The sequence below is a fragment of the Verrucomicrobiota bacterium genome, from assembly GCA_016200005.1.
In the GTDB taxonomy this organism is placed as follows: Bacteria; Verrucomicrobiota; Verrucomicrobiia; order Limisphaerales; family PALSA-1396; genus PALSA-1396.
Genome location: JACQFP010000033.1, coordinates 45,163 through 64,385, shown reverse-complemented (window position 1 = coordinate 64,385; position 19,223 = coordinate 45,163). Strand labels below are relative to the sequence as shown.

Below are 19,223 nucleotides of genomic sequence, written 5' to 3'. Positions count from 1 at the left end.
TTCGCGAGGTGAATCTCGCGCCTACTGTTTCGATGCCTCCCGCACAGCCCGTCCTGCGGCCGCCAGATTGGCCAGTTGCATTTCGGAGTACTTGCGCGAGAGAATCACACCATCCGCACCAGCTTTAAGCGCGGCGGTGACAGCGGCGTAAGTGTCCTCGGGTGAAGCTTTGCGGCTGTTCTTGCCGGTCGGGATGCCGATGTCTATTCCCGGCAGGACCTTGCACTTGCCCTGCACGCCGCCGAGGGCGCGCTTCGTTTCGCGCGAGATGTAGTCTGGTGAAAGTCCAGCGGTGGCGAGTTCGTCGAGCCTGGCCTCGTCACCGTAGTGGAGGAGGTGATTGTTGAATCGCAGCAACTCGTCCTTCGGCACGTCACGGAACACTGTTGAGCCAACGTTGCGGATGAAGTTGGCATAGCGTTCGCCGCCGCAGTTGTTATAGACGACGACCTTCAGGAAGTCGGCCTTCGTCGCCAGATCGGCGTAACTGCGCGTGGCGCGGAAAATGGGATTGAAGGAGTTGACGTGCTCGATGTGGAAACCGACTTGCAGCCCCGGCCGCACGCGCTTCACGGCGGCATTGAGCTCGGCGAGCACCCGATGCTTCGCCGCGTCAAACAACCCATCCCACGCGATGATCTCCGGATACTCGACGAGCAACCGCCAGAACTCGACGAAGTAGCCGTCGGTCGGTCGTTGGTCTTTGAGCGCCGCCTGGATGAACTGGTCGAGCTTGAGGTAACCCTGCCGGGCGCGCTCAAAATGAATACCGCGCTCTTTCGCCGCCCGCTGGTGATGTTCGCAGAAACAGGTGACACGCGACGAGGCGATGCTCTGCGCGTGGCTGGCGCCGAGCGCATTCAGCAACGGGCCATTGCGTTCGTTGAAAAAGAGAATGCCATCGATGTCGTACGACTTGCATAGATCTGTTGCGAGACCAGTCCAGAACGCGCGCACGTCAGGATGGTAGAGACAAAGGCCGCCGGCTCGGCGCCCTTGGAGATCCACTTCAGAAACCTCCTTCACACCCGGCACCTCACCGCTAAACACGTCTTCGATCGAGCAGAACAGGCGCATCCCGCGCTTTTTGGCAGCGGGCAGCACGGTGGCGACAATGTCGAGGTCACCATGGTCGGGCGCACGGGTTTGCTTCAGCACAGTATCGCGGTAAAACTCAGGGTGCGGCGTGGCATAATTCCCGCCGTGGAAAAACTTCTCGTCCGACACCCGCACGCCGTGGTCGGGGAACGGGTGGCCCGGAATCTGTCGCCCGCCCAATCCACGCCCGTACGTAAAAGTAGTGAGATAGATGGCATCAACGGCTCCACGTTCCTGCAAAACGTCGAGCACGTTCTCGGTGCCTTCATCCACAAATGAAACCGCGCCCACCTGAATGCCGACGCTCTTGCGGCTCTGGAGTGGTTCCGCCGCCGTCGCGGTGGCGAGGTGGCCCAGCGGACCCGCCGCGGCCAGCGCCGTCAAACCAGCACTGCTTCTGATGAAATCCCGACGGTGAATTTGTGTGGCCGGGTCGCGTGTTTTCATAACTGGGCAGAATTATTGCGCTTCAGACATGACATCTTTTGCATCAAAAGACACAAGCACAACGATGGTGGAGGCGGCGGGAATTGAACCCGCGTCCCTGGCTAACAAACCAGCCGCGACTACATGCTTAGTCAGAAGAGAGTTTTCTGCGGTGTGATGACGCTCTGACCCGAGTCACACTGCCTAGTCCGCATGAGATTTTCTCGGCCGCCGGCGCGCAGTCTCCGCCGTCAACCATGCCTGCTGTGGCGTTCGTCCCTCGTAGCAGGTGTCCAAGGGCGAACGTCGCGGCAATTTAGGCCGCGAGAGCTAATTCTTCGTTAGCACTTATTTTTTGGTTCGATGATTAACGAGGCCAACGAACCATCCTCGGCATGCCGCCTCTGGCGCATTTTCCAGGTCGAAACCAGTACGCCCCCATGTCGGCAAGAAGATCATGCTTCAATTCCTCGCGGCGGTCAAGCGCGTCAATACAAGTGTGAAGATGGGAAAGTGCGAAAAGCAAAAAGCGAGGCTGGCGTGCGCCAACCTCGCTTGCATTGTTTCGGTTCCTCCGAAAGGCCGAACGGCTTAGTAATCCATGCCGCCCATGCCGCCGCCGTGGCCGCCATGACCCGCGGGCGCCGGTTTTTCCTTCTCCGGCACCTCGGTGATGAGGCATTCGGTGGTCAGGAGCAGACCAGCGATGGAAGCCGCGTTTTGCAGCGCGGCGCGGGTGACCTTCTTGGGATCAACCACACCGGCCTTGACGAGGTCTTCGTATTCACCGCTGCTAACGTTGAAACCTTCGTTGCCCTTGCGCTTTCTGACTTCCTGCACAACAACGGAGCCTTCGTAGCCACCGTTCGCTGCCAGCCAACGGGTCGGGTATTCCACGGCGCGACGGACGATCTCGACGCCAATTGCTTCATCCTCGTCTTTGAGGTTGATGGCTTCGATCGCCGGGAGACAACGGAGCAACGCGACACCACCGCCGGGAACGATGCCTTCTTCGACTGCGGCGCGGGTTGCGTGCAGCGCGTCTTCGACGCGGGCTTTCTTTTCCTTCATTTCGGTTTCGGTCGCGGCGCCGACGTTGATGACGGCCACGCCACCGGCGAGTTTCGCCAGGCGCTCCTGCAATTTCTCGCGGTCATAATCCGAGGTGGTTTCCTCGATCTGGCGGCGGATTTGATTGACGCGGCCCTGGATCTCAGAGGACTTGCCGTAGCCTTCCACGATGGTGGTGTTTTCCTTGTCCACCACGATGGACTTGGCGCGACCGAGGTCTTCCAGCGCGATGCTTTCGAGTTTGATGCCGAGGTCTTCGGTGATGCATTTGCCGCCGGTGAGGATGGCGATGTCTTCCATCATGGCTTTGCGACGATCACCAAAGCCGGGGGCCTTGACGGCGCAGACGTTAATTGTGCCGCGGAGTTTGTTCACCACGAGGGTGGCGAGGGCTTCGCCTTCGACATCTTCAGCGATAATCAACAGCGGCTTGCCGACCTTGGCCACTTTTTCGAGAATCGGCAGCAGGTCTTTCAAGCTCGTGATTTTCTTTTCGTAGTTGAGGATGTAAGCGTCTTCGATCTTGGCTTCCATGCTCTCAGCATTAGTCACGAAGTAAGGCGAGAGATAGCCCTTGTCGAACTGCATGCCTTCGACGACTTCAAGACTCGTCTCGATCGACTTGGCTTCCTCAACCGTGATCGTGCCGTCCTTGCCGACCTTGTCCATCGCGTCGGCTATGATCTCGCCGATGGTGGTGTCCCAGTTGGCGGAAACAGTGGCGACCTGTTTGATCTCTTCCTTGTCTTTGACCTTCTTGGAGATCTTGGTGAGATGCTCAACCGCGGCATCAACGGCTTTCTGAATGCCACGTTGAATGCCGATGGGGTTGGCACCGGAGGTGACGTGCTTCAAGCCTTCGCGGAAGATTGCTTCGGCCAACACGGTCGCAGTGGTGGTGCCGTCGCCGGCGCTGTCACTGGTTTTGCTGGCGACTTCGCGCACCATTTGCGCGCCCATGTTTTCATAGGGGTCTTCCAACTCGATTTCCTTGGCCACGGTCACGCCGTCTTTAGTGACGGTTGGGGAGCCGAATTTTTTGTCGAGAACGACGTTGCGGCCTTTGGGGCCAAGCGTTGCAGTAACTGCGCGGGCCAATTTTTGCACTCCTCTTAGGAGTGTCTGACGAGCATCTTCGTCAAAGATCAATTGTTTTGCTGCCATAATAGTATTTTTCCTTTGTTTCGGTTGTGTTTGATGAGTTAACCAATGACCGCCAGAATGTCATCGGAGTTCAAAATTTTGTATTCGGTGCCGTTGAGCTTGATCTCCGTGCCGCCGTATTTGCTGACCAGCACGCGATCACCCTTCTTGACTTCGAATGGAACTTTTTTCCCATTGTCGTCAGTCTTGCCAGTGCCGAGGGCAACGATGACACTCTCCATTGGTTTTTCCTTGGCGGAGTCCGGGATGATGATCCCGCCTTTTTTGACTTCCTTTTCCTCGACGGGTTCTACAAGAACGCGGTCGCCGAGTGGTTTAATGTTTAATGCCATATTGTATTTTCCTTTGTTTGTTTATTTTACGGTTGAATCAAATCCCACCGCCCGAGCGGCAGGAAAAAATGTTTCTGGCGGCGGCCGCTTTCTCGTGAAAGCAACGCCGTCGAATCTTGTTCTTACTTTTTCTTTTCCTCCCCCACCACTTCGGCGTCGATGATTGGGCCTTTTTCGCTTTTCTCTTCGGCTTTCGGCTCGCCGGATTCCGGCTGTGGTTGCGCCTTGCCCGCCTTGGCCTTTTCAGCGGCGGCCTTGTAAAGTTCGGCTGAGACCGCCTGCCACGCTTCGTTCAACTTCTCGCTCGCAGTTTTGACCGCTGAAGCATCGCTGCCTTTGAGCGCCTCCTTGACGTCTTTGACAGCATTTTCAATCTTGGTTTTGTCGTCCGCGGAAATTTTGTCCGCGTTGTCTTTCAACATTTTTTCGGAGCGATAAACGGCGTTGTCGGCCTCGTTGCGCGCTTCGATCCCCTCACGTTGCTGTTTGTCTTCCTCGGCGTGCGATTCGGCGTCCTTGCGCATCTTTTCGATTTCGTCCTTCGAAAGGCCGCTGCTGGCGGTGATGGTGATCTTTTGTTCCTTGCCCGTCCCAAGGTCCTTGGCGCTGACGTGCAGGATACCGTTGGCGTCGATGTCGAACGTCACTTCAATCTGGGGCATGCCCCGCGGCGCGGGCGGGATGTCCGTCAAATGAAATTTACCGATGGTCTTGTTGTCGCGGGCCAGTTGTCGTTCGCCTTGCAACACGTGGATTTCCACGCCGGGTTGATTGTCCGATGCGGTCGAAAAAATTTCCGATTTCCGGGTGGGAATGGTGGTGTTGCGCTCGATGAGCCTAGTGAACACGCCGCCCAGCGTCTCGATGCCGAGCGAGAGCGGGGTCACGTCGAGCAGGAGCACGTCCTTCACTTCGCCTTTGAGGACGCCGCCCTGGATGGCCGCGCCAACCGCGACGACTTCATCGGGATTGACGCCCTGATGCGGGGGTTTGTTGACGAGGGAATGAGCGGTTTCAACCACCTTGGGCATGCGGGTCATGCCGCCGACGAGGACCAACTCGTCAATCTTTTCAGCCGTGATGCTGGCGTCTTTCAAACAATTCTTTACGGGGGTGATGGTGCGCTCGAACAACTCGTCGCAAATTTGCTCCAGTTTGGCGCGGGTCAGCTTCAAGCTGATGTGCTTTGGACCACTGGCGTCGGCGGTGATAAACGGGAGATTGATTTCATATTGCTGTGAGTTGGACAACGCGATCTTGGCCTTTTCAGATTCCTCTTTGATTCGCTGCAAAGCGTCCGGCTGTTTGCGTAGATCCATGCCGTGCTCGCGTTTGAACTCATCGAGAATCCAATCCATGATCCGGTTGTCCCAGTCGTCGCCGCCCAAATGCGTGTCGCCGTTGGTGGCTTTGACTTCGAAAACACCATCGCCGATTTCGAGCACCGAGATATCGAATGTTCCACCTCCCAAATCATACACGGCGATTTTCTCGTCCTTCTTTTTGTCGAGGCCATAAGCCAGGGACGCGGCAGTTGGTTCGTTGATGATGCGCAGCACTTCCAAACCAGCGATGCGCCCAGCGTCTTTGGTGGCCTGGCGTTGGGAATCGTTGAAATACGCCGGGGTGGTGATCACGGCTTGAGTAATTTTCTCGCCCAACCGCACTTCGGCATCGGACTTCAGTTTCGCCAGAATCATCGCCGAGATTTCTGGGGGACTGAATTGCTTTGGCTTGCCGTCCACTTCCACTTCCACGGCGACGTCACCGTTGGAGGCGCGAACAACTTTGTAAGGTACGCGTTTGATTTCCTCCTGCACTTCATCAAATTTGCGGCCCATGAAGCGCTTGATGGAGTAAACCGTATTTCGCGAGTTGGTGACGGCCTGACGTTTCGCGGCATCGCCGACGAGCCGCTCGCCGCTCTTGGTGAATGCGACGACTGAAGGCGTCGTGCGCTTGCCTTCGGAATTCTCCAAAACGGCGGGTTCCCCACCCTCCATTACTGCCATGCAGGAATTAGTCGTGCCCAAGTCAATGCCGAGTACCTTTGCCATAAATCGTCCTGTTAATTGTGGAACCTAATTAGCAATGAAAGTGCCACGACGTGCGCGTGCTCCCGGAACGTTGGAACACAGATGTTTACATCGACTTCTCCCTGTCGTGTCGATTCAAAATCTGTGTCAAACGCGCCCTTCTGTCACTCATATCTCCTGATGCGGCGAGGCGGTGGCACAACAAACGGAAGGTCGGTGATCATTGTTGGCGCCTATTTGCTGCCTGGTTTGACAGCAGGAATCGCGGCCAGGCCCGGCGGCAAATTCGTTGGTTCAAACGCTTCAACTTCAAGCGAAATGAGGCTGAACATCGGCACGCCGAACTTCACGTTCCCGCCGGAACGATCCACTGCGACAGCTACGCCCAGGATCCGGCCTCGATTGGAGTGCACGATGTCGATCGTTTCCTGAACGCGTCCGCCCTTGGTCACCACGTCTTCAACGACTAGTACTCTCTCCCCTTCTGAGATTTTGAAGCCGCGGCGGAGAACCAGCTTGCCCGCCTCCTTTTCGGCAAAGATAAATCGACATTGCAGTTGCCGCGCCACCTCCTGACCGAGCACGAGTCCTCCCAACGCCGGAGAAATGACGGTGGTCGCTCCAAGGGAACGAACTTTGTCCGCCAGCGCCCCGCCGAGTTTTTCAACGACCGGCATCTGTTGCAGAGCGAGGGCGCATTGAAAGAATTGGCGGCTATGCAATCCACTGCGCAAGACAAAATGGCCTTCCAACAACGCACCACTCTCACGGAAAATCTGCAAGACTTCGTGTTCGGTCATGCGCGGAGTTTCACGCTTCACGTTTCACGTTTCAAGTTCGTTTGCGCCGGAGGTCAGGCGTTGGCTTGCTCCGCTGACACGCTGAAGCGTGAACTCCAACCCAGCTTCCACTCCGCTTTCTGCTGGATTCTGGATTCTGAATTCTGAATTCTTCTGCCGTGCCCAAGTGGTGCAAAACCATCATCGCCGTCCTTCTGCTGCCGGTTTGTCTCGGGGCAGCGCGGGCATTGTGGATGGTGCTGCGGGCCAGCGGCGATGCCACCACCATCTGGGTGGCGTCCATTGCCGGGGCCGCCTGTTGGGTGGTGATTTACCTGATGCTGCCCAAACCGATGTGGATCTATGTCTTCGGACATGAATTTACGCACGCGCTTTGGGCCTGGGTGTTCGGCGCCAGCGTCAAGAAATTCAAGGCCTCGGCCAAAGGCGGACATGTGATTGTCTCCAAAAGTAATTTCGTCATCGCACTCGCGCCTTATTTTTTCCCGGTTTATGTCGTGCTGGTGGTGCTCGTATTCGTCGTTGGCAATTTGCTCTGGAACTGGAAACATTATTTGCCTTGGTTTCACTTGTTCGTGGGCGCGGCGTATGCCTTTCACCTCACGTTGACCTGGCACATTCTGAAGACCAAACAATCTGACATCACGCAGCAGGGTTATCTGTTTTCGACGGTTGTCATCTTTCTGGGGAACATCAGCGTACTGCTCATCGGCGTGCCGTTGTTGACTGCGCGAGTGGATTTGTTGACTGCGTTGGGCTGGTGGCTCGAATGCACGGGCGAAGTTCTTCATCGCTTGGGCCGGCTGTTGTAGCTGGAGGATGGCGTTCCGCCACGACACTCTTTCGGGCCCGCACTTCGCGCTTGAATTGCGGCCTTGCTTCAGGCGAAATGGCCGAACGATTTTACGCTATGGACCTCGGGGATATTCTAAGCAAAGAGCAAGTCATCACGGATTTGCGGGCAACGAACCGCTGGGAAGCGATCGACGAGCTGATCAATCTGCTGGTCGCCACCGGCAAAATCCAACCCGAACATCTGGAAGCCATCTCCGCCGTGGTCAAGAAACGCGAATCCTCGATGAGCACTGGCATCGGCTTCGGCATTGGGATTCCCCACGCCTCGACGGACTTGATTTATGAAGTGGTTGGCGCTTTTGGGCGGTCCAAGAAGGGGGTGAACTTCGACGCGCTCGACAATCAGCCGGTGAATCTCGTCATGTTGTTTCTCGTGCCCCAAGGTCAGTTTCAAAAACATCTCCACACCCTGGCCAACATCGCCAAGCTGCTTCACAAAAAAGAATTTCGCCAGGCCTTGGAAGAAGCGCCGGATGCCGAAACCATGCTGAGAATCATCAAGGAACACGGCAAAAAATAATAGGGCTATGCACTTGATTCGCTTAAGCGAACCCACGCCCGCAGTTGAAAGCGACGGCTGATGTTCTCCCTCTCTCCTCGCGAGGAACGAGCGGGGAGAGAGCCGGAGAGAGGGGCATTCGAGTAAACAGCGCCTCCTCTCCCCGGCCCTCTCCTCCCCCGGGGTGGAGAGGGAGAAAGCGCCGCGTACCAAAACATGAAGGGGAATTAAGTGCTTCGCCTAAAAAAAATAATTCCCGGCCGGTTTTGCCGCGGCTGAACAACGAGAACAATTCGGCCCAAAACCTTTTCATCTCTGTGTTACCACATCAATTCCTCGAAGAGCGTTTACAACACGCGGTCAAGGCGATCCTGCCCGATGCAGCGGCGGCGACCGTGCTGGTGCGGCCCTGTCCCGATCCCAAGTTCGGCGATTATCAGACCAATGCCCTCATGTCGCTGGCCAAAGAACGGAAACTGAACCCGCGGCAACTTGCCACCGATGTGCTCGCCAAACTCAATGTGGGCGAGTGGTGCGAGAAGGTTGAAATCGCAGGCGCCGGTTTCCTGAACTTCCGACTCAAGACCGCCGCGCTGGCGGAAGCACTGCAAGCCGCCGCGCGTGGCGAACATTTGTTCTTCAGCAAGGCGACCCAACCGCGCACGATCGTTGTCGATTTCAGTTCACCGAACGTTGCCAAGCCGATGCACGTCGGTCACATCCGCTCCACGATTCTGGGGGATTGTCTGGCGCGCACGCTGCGACTGCTCGGTCACCGCGTCATCACAGACAACCACATCGGCGATTGGGGCACGCAATTCGGCATGCTGCTTCTCGGCTGGAAACAATTCCTGAATGAAGCGGCCTTGAACTCCGACCCGCTCGCCGAGCTGGAGCGTCTCTACAAACACGTCAGCGCCGCTTGCAAGGAAGCGCCCGCCTTGCTGGAACAGGCCCGCCAGGAATTGGTGAAACTCCAGGGCGGCGACGAGGAAAACCTTCGCATCTGGCGGCAGATGATTGAGCTGTCGCAACACCAGTTCGACACCATCTACGCCCGGCTCGGCGTGAAGTTCGATCACACGTTCGGCGAAAGTTTTTACAACCCGCGTCTTAAAGACCTCGTTCAGCAACTGCGCGACGCCGGCATCGCAAAAGAAAGTGAAGGCGCGACGGTTGTGTTTTTCGAGGACGTTCCTCAACTCAAGGAACCGCCCGCGCTCATTCAGAAAAGCGACGGCGGTTTCAATTACACGACGACCGATCTCGCGACGCTGGCTTATCGGATGGCAACCTGGCAGCCGGATGAAATTGTTTATGTCACCGATGGCCGGCAACAACTCCACTTCCAGCAACTCTTCGCCGTGTTCCGCCGCTGGCAGCCCGAAGTGAAGGTCAAACTCGCGCACGTCTGGTTCGGCTCGATTCTTGGCGAAGACGGCAAACCGTTCAAGACCCGCGCCGGCGAAACGGTCAAGCTCGCCGACCTGCTCGACGAAGCGGAGGAGCGCGCCTTCAAAGTTGTTTCCGAAAAAAATCCTGAAGTCGCCGAAACGCAACGGCGCGAAATTGCGCGAGTCGTTGGAATCGGCGCCATCAAATACGCCGACCTGTTGCTCAACCGTCAGAGCGACTACGTGTTCAGTTGGGACAAGATGCTCGCCTTCAATGGCAACACTGCGCCTTACCTGCTTTACGCCTATACCCGTATCCGAAGCATTTTTCGGAAAGGTGAAATTGAACACTCAACACTCAACACTCAACATTCAACACTCAACCTCTCGGCGACGGCGGAAATCGCGCTGACCAAACATCTTTTGAACTTCGGCCTGACATTGGAAGCCGTGGCCGAAGAATACCGCCCCAATTTTCTCTGCAACTATCTCTACGACTTGGCCGGCCATTTTGCGCGTTTCTACGAGAACTGTCCCGTGCTCAAAGCCAACGAACCGGAGCGCGCGACCCGTCTTCTGCTGTGCGAACTCACCGCGCGCGTTCTGAAACGAGGTTTGGAAGTCTTGGGGATTGAAGTGTCGGAACAGATGTGAAGGCCGACCACCCAGTTCAGCGACCGCCGCCGGGGACGCGCTCCAGCGGCAATGATTCCTCCCATGCCGGGCGCGTGTGGAGTGCTTCCGTCTCCTCCAGCCGCCCGCGTCGGCCCGGCGGGATCGCCACCGCGCACGACGGGTCGAGTCGCCGACTCACTGCCGGAGTTCTCCCGGTTTGCCCTGTCCGCCTTTGCCTGTCCGGTCGCCTTCCCACTTACGACAGGGACTTGACCCTCGGTTCACTGTCGTTGCAACCGGACAGTTCAGTCTGCGTGGTCCTATTGTGACAGAGGGACGACGAATTCTTCAGCCGCGATTCTGTTGCCTGAACACCAAAGTCGGTTACACTGCATGAGTGATTCGCAACGTCATCTTCGATTGGTCGGGCACACTGGTGGACGATTTGCCCGCCGTCTGGCAGGCGACCAATTACGTGTTGAGCCAGGCGGAGCGGGAGGAAATGACGCTGGAACAATTTCGCGCCGAGTTTTGCCTGCCATTCACCCGGTTTTACGAACGTTACGTCCCGCACATTCCGTTGCCGCAACTGGAGACCTGGTTTCACAGCCGGTTCAAAGAGGTGCACGATTCCGTGGTCGAACTGCCGCACGCGCGCGAGTTTCTGGAGTTTTGCCGCGCGCGCGGATTGCGAACCTTTTTATTGAGCACCGTCCACCGCGACCATTTTCAGGCGCAGCAGGTGACAACTGGCTTCGGAGAATATCTGGAGCGACCTTACATTGAAGTCTGGGACAAGCGCGCGAAGATTCACGAGCTTCTGGCGGAAAATAATTTGCACCCGGAGGAGACGATCTTCATCGGCGACATGCAGCATGACATCGAAACCGCCAGACACGGTGGCGTTCACTCCTGCGCAGTGCTGACCGGCTACAACAGCCTCGAACAATTGCGCGCCGCCGCGCCGGATTTGATCGTGGAACATCTGCGCGAGTTGCGTGAGATTCTGGAGCGAAACGAACTGCATTTGAAACCAGGCTCAAATTCCGCCGAAATGAACGGCGCGCCCGTCGTCACCGTCGGGGCATTGATTTTTAATGACGCCGATGAAGTCCTGATGATCCGCACGCACAAGTGGTCGAACCTCTGGGGCATTCCCGGCGGGAAAATCAAGCGCGGCGAGGGTTCAGTTGCCGCCTTGCGTCGCGAAATCAAGGAGGAAACCGATCTGGACATGACCGGAATTGAGTTCGTGATGGTTCAGGATTGCATCAACTCGAAGGAATTTTATCGGGACGCGCATTTTGTTCTGCTCAATTACACTGCGCGTTGCGTGGGCGAACCGCAGGTCAAATTGAACGAGGAAGCGCGCGAATTTCGCTGGGTGACTCTGCCGCAAGCGCTGGCGATGCCGATCAACCAACCGACGCGCGCCCTGTTGGAGGTGGTGCTAAACAGAGGACGGCAGGAGAAACGGAATGGATAAGATCACGATCTCCGAACTGGAAATATTTTCGCGTGTCGGCGTGCCGGACGCGGAACGCGCGCAACCCCAGCGTTTGCTCGTGACAGTGGAGATGGGGCATGATTTCTCGGCGGCGGCGACCCGGGATGACTTGTGGAGCACCATTGACTATCACGCGGTCGCGAATCGGTTGCTTCATTTCGGCGAAGGGAGGAGTTGGAAACTGATTGAGACGCTGGCAACGGCGATGGCCGAAATGATTCTGAAGGAGTTCAAACCGCAAACCGTTTCCGTGGAGTTGAAGAAGTTCGTCATTCCCAAAGCTCGCTACGTGTCGGTCATCGTGGTCAAGGGCCGCTGACACCGGCCGCGACGCAGCAAATGTGGCGTCAGAAGTCCCTCGCCTGCCGCTACAACAGCTTAACTCCCGCACTGTTTACCAAAATCAATTTCCGGATTACCGCTCACCCCTTCCCTCTCCTTTTCCGATGGCGAGAGAGATTCCCGAAACAAAAATTCGCGCATTGAACCGCTGAACCCACCGCCCGGCCCCTCCCAGGAGGGGAGCAGCGCACGGTGGATTGTCCCCCTCTTGGGAGGGGTCAGGGGTGGGTTGGGTAGGAAGTAGGTACATGGAAAGGGTGGTCGAAGGCCGGGTGAGAGGGCGGCGAATTCTTATCAGGAAATCGGGCTATGCACTTGATTCCCCTTCAGGCAAACGGGGGACAACCTAAAGGTTGAACTCCAACGGAAACGGCCCTCGCGCGGCGTTGGAGTTCACGCTTTAGCGTGTCGGATGGGCCAAGGGGAATTAAGTGCCTAGTCCAATCAGGAAATTTACTTTAGCAACCGATCTCCGCTCATCGGCTTCAATTCCCAATGGTTCGCACGAAGGAAAAATGTGACCGCTCCGCTCGTGCGCGTGTAAATCACTTGCGCATTTCTTTTCGCCAAACGTTCCCGCAACTTCTCGTTCGCGCGACGCGTGGCGGGAAATTCCGAGTCGGTAATGACAATCACTCGCGGTTGAACAACATCGAGCAATGCGTCGCTGATTGGTTCGCTGCCGGTCGGCAGGCCCGTGACCACGATGTCGGCACGCAACTCCGGCGTGCGTTCCAGCAAAACTTCCTGACCCGGCCGCCCCAAATCCGAGAGCAGCAGAATGCGCGTGCCTTGAATATTGCCGGACAACACCACCGAACTGTCGTCTGCCTGTGGAAAATGGTCGTCCGACTTCGGATGCAGTATGGTCCACGGGCCGATTCGGTCGTCACGGGCGACGTGTTGCCGTTTTTCAGGATTGCGTTCCAACCGTTCCAAAATATTTCGGTAGGTCGGCGAGCGGAATTGGATGGGACTGGTGGCGATTTGTTTCACTGAAAAAGCGTCGCCAACCAGTTCCGCTCCGCCCACCTGCCGCAGGTCGCCGTGAGTGAGCAGCAGTCGGTTCAACCGGTTCACGCCTTGCGCGCGCAGAAATGGCTTCACGATGAATTGGGCCGCGTTCGTGTTTCCGCAATCTACCAGCAGATCATTCTTGTGGCCGGGTGCGTCGAAGTAAACCGCGTGGCCACCGTTCAACGGAAGAATCGTCAGGCGTGTGGTCGTTCGTTCTTGTTGCCAATGGGACAACCAGGCGACACCGAGCAATGCCAGTCCAGCCGCGACCCAGACCCGCCAGCGCGGCCGCTTGAGCCAGCCGCCCATCAGGCTGACGAGCAGCGCGTAGTAGAAGATGAAACCGATGGCCGAAGGCGCGGCGATATAAACGCAACCGCCCGGCAGGTTCGCCGCCCATTCGCTGACGCGCAGCATCAACAGCATCCAAAACCAGGCGCTGTGGTTGAACAATTCAGCGCAGGCGGGAAACCAACCACCGACGATGAGGCTGGCAAGATTGCTCATCAAGGCGAGACTGCTCAGCGGCACGACAATCAAGTTGGCGAGCAAACTAACCGGCGTGAACAGATGAAAGTAGTAAGCGATCAAAGGAATCGATCCCAACCACGCCGCCAGTGAAGTGGTCAGACCGGCGGTGACATAATAGATCGGCACGTTGAGCCAGCGTTGCCAGCGGGGACGCAATTCGCCGGGCAACAAGGGATCGGATTGCAGCCATCGTTTGCGGATCTTTTCCAGCACCGGCACGAACAGCGCCAGGCTCAACACGACAAAAAAGGAAAGTTGAAAGCTGGCTTGAAAAAGTTGCTGCGGGTCCCAGATCAAAATGATGAACGCGGCGGCGGCCAGCGAATTCAGCAGATCACTGGGGCGTTTGAGCGACCAGCCGGCAATGATGATCGTCATCATGACGGTGGAGCGAATCGCCGACGCCTGCCAGCCCGTAACGCCGGTGTAAAACCAGATCAGCGGGATCACCACCAAGCCGCAAACGGCGCGCGGCACTTGCAGCACCCGCAGCACCGCGACAAGGATGCCGGCTATCAACGCGATGTGCAGTCCACTGATCGCAAAAATGTGCATCGTGCCGGAGCGCATGAACGGTTCGTTGACTTCGTTCGTGAGCGCAGTCTTCCAGCCGAGTGTCATCGCCCAGAGCAAACGAAGCGGTTCATCTTCCACCGGCAAGCCTAGCGCGAGCGTTCTCTTGGCCCAGACGAAAAAACGATCCGAAATGGGCGGTGATGGCGGCGCGTTGGTGGAGGAAACAATTTCCCAGTCTCTCAGCGAGGCAACCTGTAACTGGTAATAAATTCCCTGGCGGCGCAGATAAGTTCGGTAATCGAAAAGCCCATCCGCCACGGCACCTTTCGGCGCGCGGAGAATGCCGGTGACTTCCACGGTTTGTCCGGCGAAGAAGTTGGAGGAAAGAATTCCCGGCGTGCTGATGGCGACGCCACCAAAAGTGGGTCGCCAGATTTGTTTTTGGAACCGCAGTTCACTGACATCCACCAGTGACATCGTGCGCCACGATGGTTCTTGGTCGTGGTGTTCGTAAACACGCTGGTAGGGCGTTTCGCTCAGCGCGCCCCGGAGTGTGATGAATTCGGTCCGCTCACCGACCACCACGCGCAAATCAATTGGCGAAATAATCGCGGTGCGAAGTGTGAGATTGGTCCAACCCGCCAGGAGGACAAGGAGGCCGAGGAGCACGGAGCGCGCCTTGGCCCACAACAATGCGCCCACGGCGAGACTGAGCGTGACAACAATTAGTCCCACCAGTGGCACCTGTAAAAAGTCGGCCAGCAACAGGCCGCCACTGTAAAGCAACGCCACCATTACGAGTGGTCGTTTCATTCGGTATCACCAGTATCTTCGCCACCGGCCAAAACCCCAGACCAAAATCAAACCAAGCGCCGCGCCAAATGCGTCAATCAGTACATCCACCACCGAACTCTCGCGACTCGGCACGAAAGCCTGGTGAAATTCGTCCGTGGCGGCATAAGCCATCGCCAGCAACACAATGAACCGGGCCTCCGACCATCGCCAGGCGGGGCGTTTGTCCTTGGACGGTTTGTTGCGCGCGCGCCAAAGCAGGATGGCGAACACGGCGTATTCAGCTTCATGGGCGCACTTGCGCGCGAAGAACACGATTTCGTCAACCCGCGTCTGCGGCATGTCCGGGAAAAGCCAGTGGAGAATCGGTCCGATGATCCGCGAACTGTGCTGGCCAGATTGGGTGTCGCCGGAAAAGGAAAAGATGATCAACATCCAGAGGACGACGGCCAGCCAGTATTTCAAGAGCGAACGCACCCAGAGCACGACGCATCAAAGCAAGCTTGTTCGCGCCAAGGCAATCTTAATTCTAATATGACACTGAACTTGATTCCCCTTATCGAACCGGAGCGTGAGGTCAACGCAGTTTCTCCCTCTCTCCCTGCGAGGGACGAGCGGGGAGAGAGCCGGAGAGAGGGGTTTTCGAGCAAAAGTTCCTCCTCTCCCCAGCCCTCTCCTCCCGCAGCGGAATGAGAGGGAGTGTCGCCGCGCCTGCCGAAAGCTGAAGGAGATTCAAGTGCATAGCCCTAAATTCTTATTCCGTTTGCCAAGGTGATGCAACTTTGGCAATAAACGTCCTGCCGTGCGGAACTGCATCCAATGTTAAAACTCGGACTCAACATCGACCACGTCGCCACGTTGCGCGAAGCGCGCTATCGCGGGCGCGAGTGGGGCGAGCCGGACCCCGTCGCTGCGGCTTTGATTGGCGAAGCGGCGGGCGCGCACGGCATCACCGTCCATCTGCGCGAAGACCGGCGGCACATTCAGGATCGCGATATTTGGAAGTTGAAGGAAGCGATCAAGACCCGGCTCAATTTCGAGATGGCCAATGCGCCGGAGATCATCGCCATTGCGCTGAAACAGAAGCCGCACGTCGTCTGCCTCGTGCCTGAACGCCGCCAGGAAGTCACGACGGAAGGCGGACTCGACGTCGCCGGTCATTGGCAGGAACTGGCCGAGACCCGGAAAAAGATGAACGATGCCGGCATCGAGGTCAGCTTGTTCATCGCGCCCGACGCGGCGCAGATTGAAGCCTCGGCACGTGTCGGCGCGCAGTTCGTCGAACTCCACACCGGCGCGTTCGCGGAAGAGTTTGGAAAAGCAGAAAGCGGAAAGCAGAAACCTGAAATTGAAATCCAGCGGTTGATTGCCGGCGCGAAACAGGCGCATGCGCTGGGATTGAAGGTCAACGCCGGGCATGGGTTGAATTATCAGAATACATCTGAGATTCACCGTGTGCCTCACTTGATCGAATTGAACACCGGTCACAGCATCATCAGCCGCGCCGTCACGGTCGGCCTCGCCACCGCCGTCAAAGAAATGCTCAAGCTGATGGAAAACTATCCGGGTTGACGTGATTGTCTTTTTGCTTCTCTCAACTCTCAACTCTCAACCCTCAACTATCTTGTGATCCTTGGCACAGGCATCGACATCATTGAGGTGGAACGCATCCGCACGTCCTTTGAGAAGTTCGGCGAACGGTTCGTGAACCGCATCCTGCATCCGGCGGAGATTGCCTATTGTCTCTCACACAAAAATCCCGCGCCTTTCATCGCCGCGCGGTTCGCGGCCAAGGAAGCGATCTCCAAGGCGTTCGGCACCGGCATCGGCGCATCACTCGGCTGGCACGACATGGAGATCTGCCGCAAGGAATCGGGCGAACCTTACGTCGTTCTGCACGGCAAAGGAAAAGAGTTGCTGGAAAAACGGTATGCGCGCGCGGTGCTTGTCAGTCTTAGCCACACCCAGAATTACGCGGCGGTTGTTGCGATTCTGGAAGCGTAGCCGCCGACGTAAAGAGGCGGACCAAGGTGCATTGTGTCGCGTGGAATCCGCCTCCTCACATCGGCGGCCACGTTTTTCAGACACTCTCCTGATGAAGGATTATGAATGGCGCTCGTGAAATCATGGCTCGCCATTCTGTGCTCGATCTGCTTATACTAACCGTGTCAGCCTCACTCACTAGTCGCTTGTCGAGGCATGAGAATGAAACATTTATTACTGGTGATGGTCGCCTTCAGCGGCCTGTTCTGCGTGGTTGATTTTACGTCCGCCCAAACTTGGACGCAGACCAGCGCTCCGAATAAAAATTGGTGGTCGGTTGCCTCCTCAGCGGATGGTAGCAAATTGGTTGCAGTGGTCTATGGCGGCCCGATTTACACGTCAACGAATTCGGGAGGAAACTGGTTATCGAACAATGCGCCGACAACGAATTGGCACGCCGTCGCATCCTCGGCGGATGGCACCAAATTGGTGGCGGCGGCTCTTGACGGCCCAATTTACACGTCGACGAATTCAGGAAACACTTGGACGTCGAACAGCGCTCCTACTAGATCTTGGATGTCGGTGGCTTCCTCGGCCGACGGAAGCAAACTCGTGGCGGTAGTCGATGGTGGCCCAATTTACACGTCGACAAATTCGGGAGACACTTGGACGTCGAACAGCGCACCGAACCTGCTATGGAATTGCGTTGCCTCTTCCGCAGATGGAAACAAACTAGTGGCGGGGTGTACTGGTGGCCCGATTTACACTTCGACGAATTCGGGAGACACTTGGACGCAGGCCAACGCCCCCACCAATTATGGGTTTTCCGTCACCTCCTCGGCCGATGGAACCAAATTGGTAGCGACGTCCTTTTTCAGCCGCCCGATTTACACCTCAACCAATTCGGGAGCGACCTGGCAGGCAACCATTACCCCCTCCCTATTTTGGTCTTCAGTCGCCTCTTCGGCAGATGGAAAGAGACTGCTGGCCGCAGCCTATAATATCGCGATTTACACCTCGACCAATTCGGGAGGAACCTGGGCGTCGAACAACCTGCCCCAAAAACCATGGATTTCCGTCGCCTCTTCGGCGGATGGAAACAAATTGGTGGCGTTGGCTGGTGGTACTGGCATTTACACCCGGCAATCTATACCGTCGCCGTTGTTGAACATTACCTCTTCGGGCAGCGACGCCCTCATTTCCTGGATCGTTCCCTCAATGGATTTCGTTTTGCAGGAGAACTCCGATCTCGCCAACACGAATTGGACGGACGTGCTAACGCCACCGAGTACCACAAACTACGAATTCCAAGTAACTGTCTCGCCGACCAACGGCAACAATTTCTATCGCCTCAAAAGCCCCTGACATAATAAGGCGGCAAGGCTGGCAAAACCAATCCTGTCCGCCAGCTTTCGACTGCATATTAAAAGTGCTTCATGCTCTTGTTCCGTGAAAAAATCCCGCTGATTGGCTCCCGAAGGTTCTGGCCAATCTTCCCGCGGTGCTGGTTGATCACGCTCACTTGGAACGCAAAGCGGCGACGACGGCCTTGAACCTGGAAAAATATCGCGATTTGTATTCCCGCGTGGAGGAGCTGAATGCCATCGCCATCGAAGAGCTGCAACATTTCCAGCTTGTGTTGGGTTTGTTGAAGCGACGCGGCATTCCCTTCGGCCAGCCTTATCCCAGTCCGTGGATCAGCGGCTTGATGAAGTCCGTCCGTAACGGACAACGGCATCAGGCCATCGACCATTTGATTTGCTGCGCGCTGATCGAGGGGCGGAGTTGCGAGAAGTTCCAAATTCTTGCCAATGAACTCAAAGCCATCGATCCGAAGCTGGCGCAGTTCTACGCCGGGCTGGTCGAGTCGGAAGGGAATCATTATGCCACCTACCTGTTGATGGCGCGGAGCATTGACGAAGCGGAAACCAATCGCCGGATGGAGTTCTATCTCGACCTCGACGCGCAACTCATCCGCATGCCCAATCCGCTGCCGATGCTGCATTAGGTTTTGAGGAAAGCCTCCGGCTTTGTTGAAAGGTTGGAAAAGCTCGACGGTTCAGCGAAAGAACTCCGTAAACCTCGCCCGCGTCTTGCGCCCCTGAACCCAAAGGAATGCGGGTGGTCGCGTTAGCGTTTGGAGTGCGGCGACTTGTCGCCGCTTTGGGGATGTGCCGACTCCAGAGCAGGCGTGTCTTCCCCACACGCGAAGTGCAACAGCGGCGACAAGTCGCCGCACTCCATA

16 protein-coding genes, 1 other RNA gene and 1 pseudogene are annotated in these 19,223 nt (G+C 56.8%); 9 read left to right on the top strand and 9 right to left on the bottom strand.

What is annotated here, in order from left to right; all coding sequences use genetic code 11:
• Positions 1-21: 21 nt before the first annotated feature.
• From HY298_12340 to HY298_12315, 6 genes are all read right to left on the bottom strand, one after another.
• The gene (locus HY298_12340) at positions 22-1,545 is read right to left on the bottom strand and encodes a hypothetical protein (protein MBI3851047.1); all 1,524 of its coding nucleotides are present in this window, start codon (positions 1,543-1,545) and stop codon (positions 22-24) included.
• A 65-nt stretch (positions 1,546-1,610) separates the two neighbouring features.
• Positions 1,611-1,964, bottom strand: a transfer-messenger RNA (tmRNA) gene (gene ssrA / locus HY298_12335).
• A 151-nt stretch (positions 1,965-2,115) separates the two neighbouring features.
• The gene (gene groL / locus HY298_12330; protein ID MBI3851046.1) at positions 2,116-3,759 is read right to left on the bottom strand and encodes a chaperonin GroEL; all 1,644 of its coding nucleotides are present in this window, start codon (positions 3,757-3,759) and stop codon (positions 2,116-2,118) included.
• A 38-nt stretch (positions 3,760-3,797) separates the two neighbouring features.
• On the bottom strand, positions 3,798-4,091 hold the full coding sequence (gene groES / locus HY298_12325; protein ID MBI3851045.1) for a co-chaperone GroES: 294 nt from the start codon (positions 4,089-4,091) through the stop codon (positions 3,798-3,800).
• Between the two features lie 122 nt (positions 4,092-4,213).
• Complete coding sequence (gene dnaK, locus HY298_12320; protein ID MBI3851044.1) at positions 4,214-6,148, bottom strand: molecular chaperone DnaK; 1,935 nt, start codon at positions 6,146-6,148, stop codon at positions 4,214-4,216.
• A 212-nt stretch (positions 6,149-6,360) separates the two neighbouring features.
• Positions 6,361-6,927 (bottom strand): orotate phosphoribosyltransferase, encoded by a 567-nt coding sequence (locus tag HY298_12315; GenBank protein MBI3851043.1) that lies wholly within the window; start codon positions 6,925-6,927, stop codon positions 6,361-6,363.
• Positions 6,928-7,085: 158 nt separating this feature from the next.
• Between HY298_12315 and HY298_12310 the strand changes: the two genes are divergently transcribed.
• The 3 genes from HY298_12310 (at position 7,086) to argS (ending at position 10,329) form a co-directional block, all read left to right on the top strand.
• Entirely contained in the window at positions 7,086-7,739 is a 654-nt protein-coding gene (locus tag HY298_12310) for a hypothetical protein (protein MBI3851042.1), read from the top strand.
• A gap of 98 nt (positions 7,740-7,837) precedes the next feature.
• Positions 7,838-8,302 carry a PTS sugar transporter subunit IIA gene (locus tag HY298_12305; protein ID MBI3851041.1) on the top strand — a complete coding sequence of 155 codons (465 nt, stop codon included), beginning with the start codon at positions 7,838-7,840 and terminating at the stop codon, positions 8,300-8,302.
• A 296-nt stretch (positions 8,303-8,598) separates the two neighbouring features.
• Positions 8,599-10,329 carry an arginine--tRNA ligase gene (argS, locus tag HY298_12300; GenBank protein ID MBI3851040.1) on the top strand — a complete coding sequence of 577 codons (1,731 nt, stop codon included), beginning with the start codon at positions 8,599-8,601 and terminating at the stop codon, positions 10,327-10,329.
• Between the two features lie 16 nt (positions 10,330-10,345).
• Here argS and HY298_12295 read toward each other — a convergent pair whose 3' ends face one another.
• Entirely contained in the window at positions 10,346-10,489 is a 144-nt protein-coding gene (locus HY298_12295) for a hypothetical protein (GenBank protein ID MBI3851039.1), read from the bottom strand.
• 198 nt (positions 10,490-10,687) lie between these two features.
• Between HY298_12295 and HY298_12290 the strand changes: the two genes are divergently transcribed.
• Together HY298_12290 and folB are read left to right on the top strand one after the other, a co-directional pair.
• Positions 10,688-11,776 (top strand): NUDIX domain-containing protein, encoded by a 1,089-nt coding sequence (locus HY298_12290; protein MBI3851038.1) that lies wholly within the window; start codon positions 10,688-10,690, stop codon positions 11,774-11,776.
• Entirely contained in the window at positions 11,769-12,116 is a 348-nt protein-coding gene (folB, locus tag HY298_12285; protein MBI3851037.1) for a dihydroneopterin aldolase, read from the top strand. The genes HY298_12290 and folB overlap by 8 nt, the downstream gene beginning before the upstream one ends.
• Before the next feature lie 476 nt (positions 12,117-12,592).
• Here folB and HY298_12280 read toward each other — a convergent pair whose 3' ends face one another.
• Both HY298_12280 and HY298_12275 read right to left on the bottom strand, forming a co-directional pair.
• A complete protein-coding gene (locus HY298_12280; GenBank protein MBI3851036.1) occupies positions 12,593-15,016 on the bottom strand; it encodes a ComEC/Rec2 family competence protein in 2,424 nt (807 codons plus the stop codon).
• A 6-nt stretch (positions 15,017-15,022) separates the two neighbouring features.
• Positions 15,023-15,481: a VanZ family protein gene (locus HY298_12275; protein ID MBI3851035.1), complete on the bottom strand. Its 459-nt coding sequence runs from the start codon at positions 15,479-15,481 to the stop codon at positions 15,023-15,025.
• Between the two features lie 333 nt (positions 15,482-15,814).
• Here HY298_12275 and HY298_12270 point away from each other — a divergent pair, with 333 nt between their 5' ends.
• The 4 genes and pseudogenes from HY298_12270 to HY298_12255 all read left to right on the top strand — a co-directional run bounded on the left by HY298_12270 (position 15,815) and on the right by HY298_12255 (position 18,986).
• Positions 15,815-16,567, top strand: coding sequence for a pyridoxine 5'-phosphate synthase (locus tag HY298_12270; protein MBI3851034.1), 753 nt, complete (start codon positions 15,815-15,817; stop codon positions 16,565-16,567).
• Between the two features lie 54 nt (positions 16,568-16,621).
• Positions 16,622-16,999, top strand: a complete 378-nt coding sequence (locus tag HY298_12265) for a holo-ACP synthase (GenBank protein ID MBI3851033.1) — start codon at positions 16,622-16,624, stop codon at positions 16,997-16,999.
• A gap of 201 nt (positions 17,000-17,200) precedes the next feature.
• Positions 17,201-18,343, top strand: a complete 1,143-nt coding sequence (locus HY298_12260) for a hypothetical protein (protein MBI3851032.1) — start codon at positions 17,201-17,203, stop codon at positions 18,341-18,343.
• 71 nt (positions 18,344-18,414) lie between these two features.
• Positions 18,415-18,986: pseudogene (locus HY298_12255) on the top strand (tRNA-(ms[2]io[6]A)-hydroxylase).
• Positions 18,987-19,223 lie beyond the last annotated feature (237 nt).

Excerpts from the sequence above, each read along its gene's own strand:
- HY298_12340 (MBI3851047.1), bottom strand. The coding sequence starts at position 1,545 with ATGAAAACACGCGACCCGGCCACACAAATTCACCGTCGGGATTTCATC.
- groL (MBI3851046.1), bottom strand. The coding sequence starts at position 3,759 with ATGGCAGCAAAACAATTGATCTTTGACGAAGATGCTCGTCAGACACTC.
- groES (MBI3851045.1), bottom strand. The coding sequence starts at position 4,091 with ATGGCATTAAACATTAAACCACTCGGCGACCGCGTTCTTGTAGAACCC.
- dnaK (MBI3851044.1), bottom strand. The coding sequence starts at position 6,148 with ATGGCAAAGGTACTCGGCATTGACTTGGGCACGACTAATTCCTGCATG.
- HY298_12315 (MBI3851043.1), bottom strand. The coding sequence starts at position 6,927 with ATGACCGAACACGAAGTCTTGCAGATTTTCCGTGAGAGTGGTGCGTTG.
- HY298_12305 (MBI3851041.1), top strand. The coding sequence starts at position 7,838 with ATGGACCTCGGGGATATTCTAAGCAAAGAGCAAGTCATCACGGATTTG.
- folB (MBI3851037.1), top strand. The coding sequence starts at position 11,769 with ATGGATAAGATCACGATCTCCGAACTGGAAATATTTTCGCGTGTCGGC.
- HY298_12280 (MBI3851036.1), bottom strand. The coding sequence starts at position 15,016 with ATGAAACGACCACTCGTAATGGTGGCGTTGCTTTACAGTGGCGGCCTG.
- HY298_12270 (MBI3851034.1), top strand. The coding sequence starts at position 15,815 with ATGTTAAAACTCGGACTCAACATCGACCACGTCGCCACGTTGCGCGAA.
- HY298_12260 (MBI3851032.1), top strand. The coding sequence starts at position 17,201 with ATGAAACATTTATTACTGGTGATGGTCGCCTTCAGCGGCCTGTTCTGC.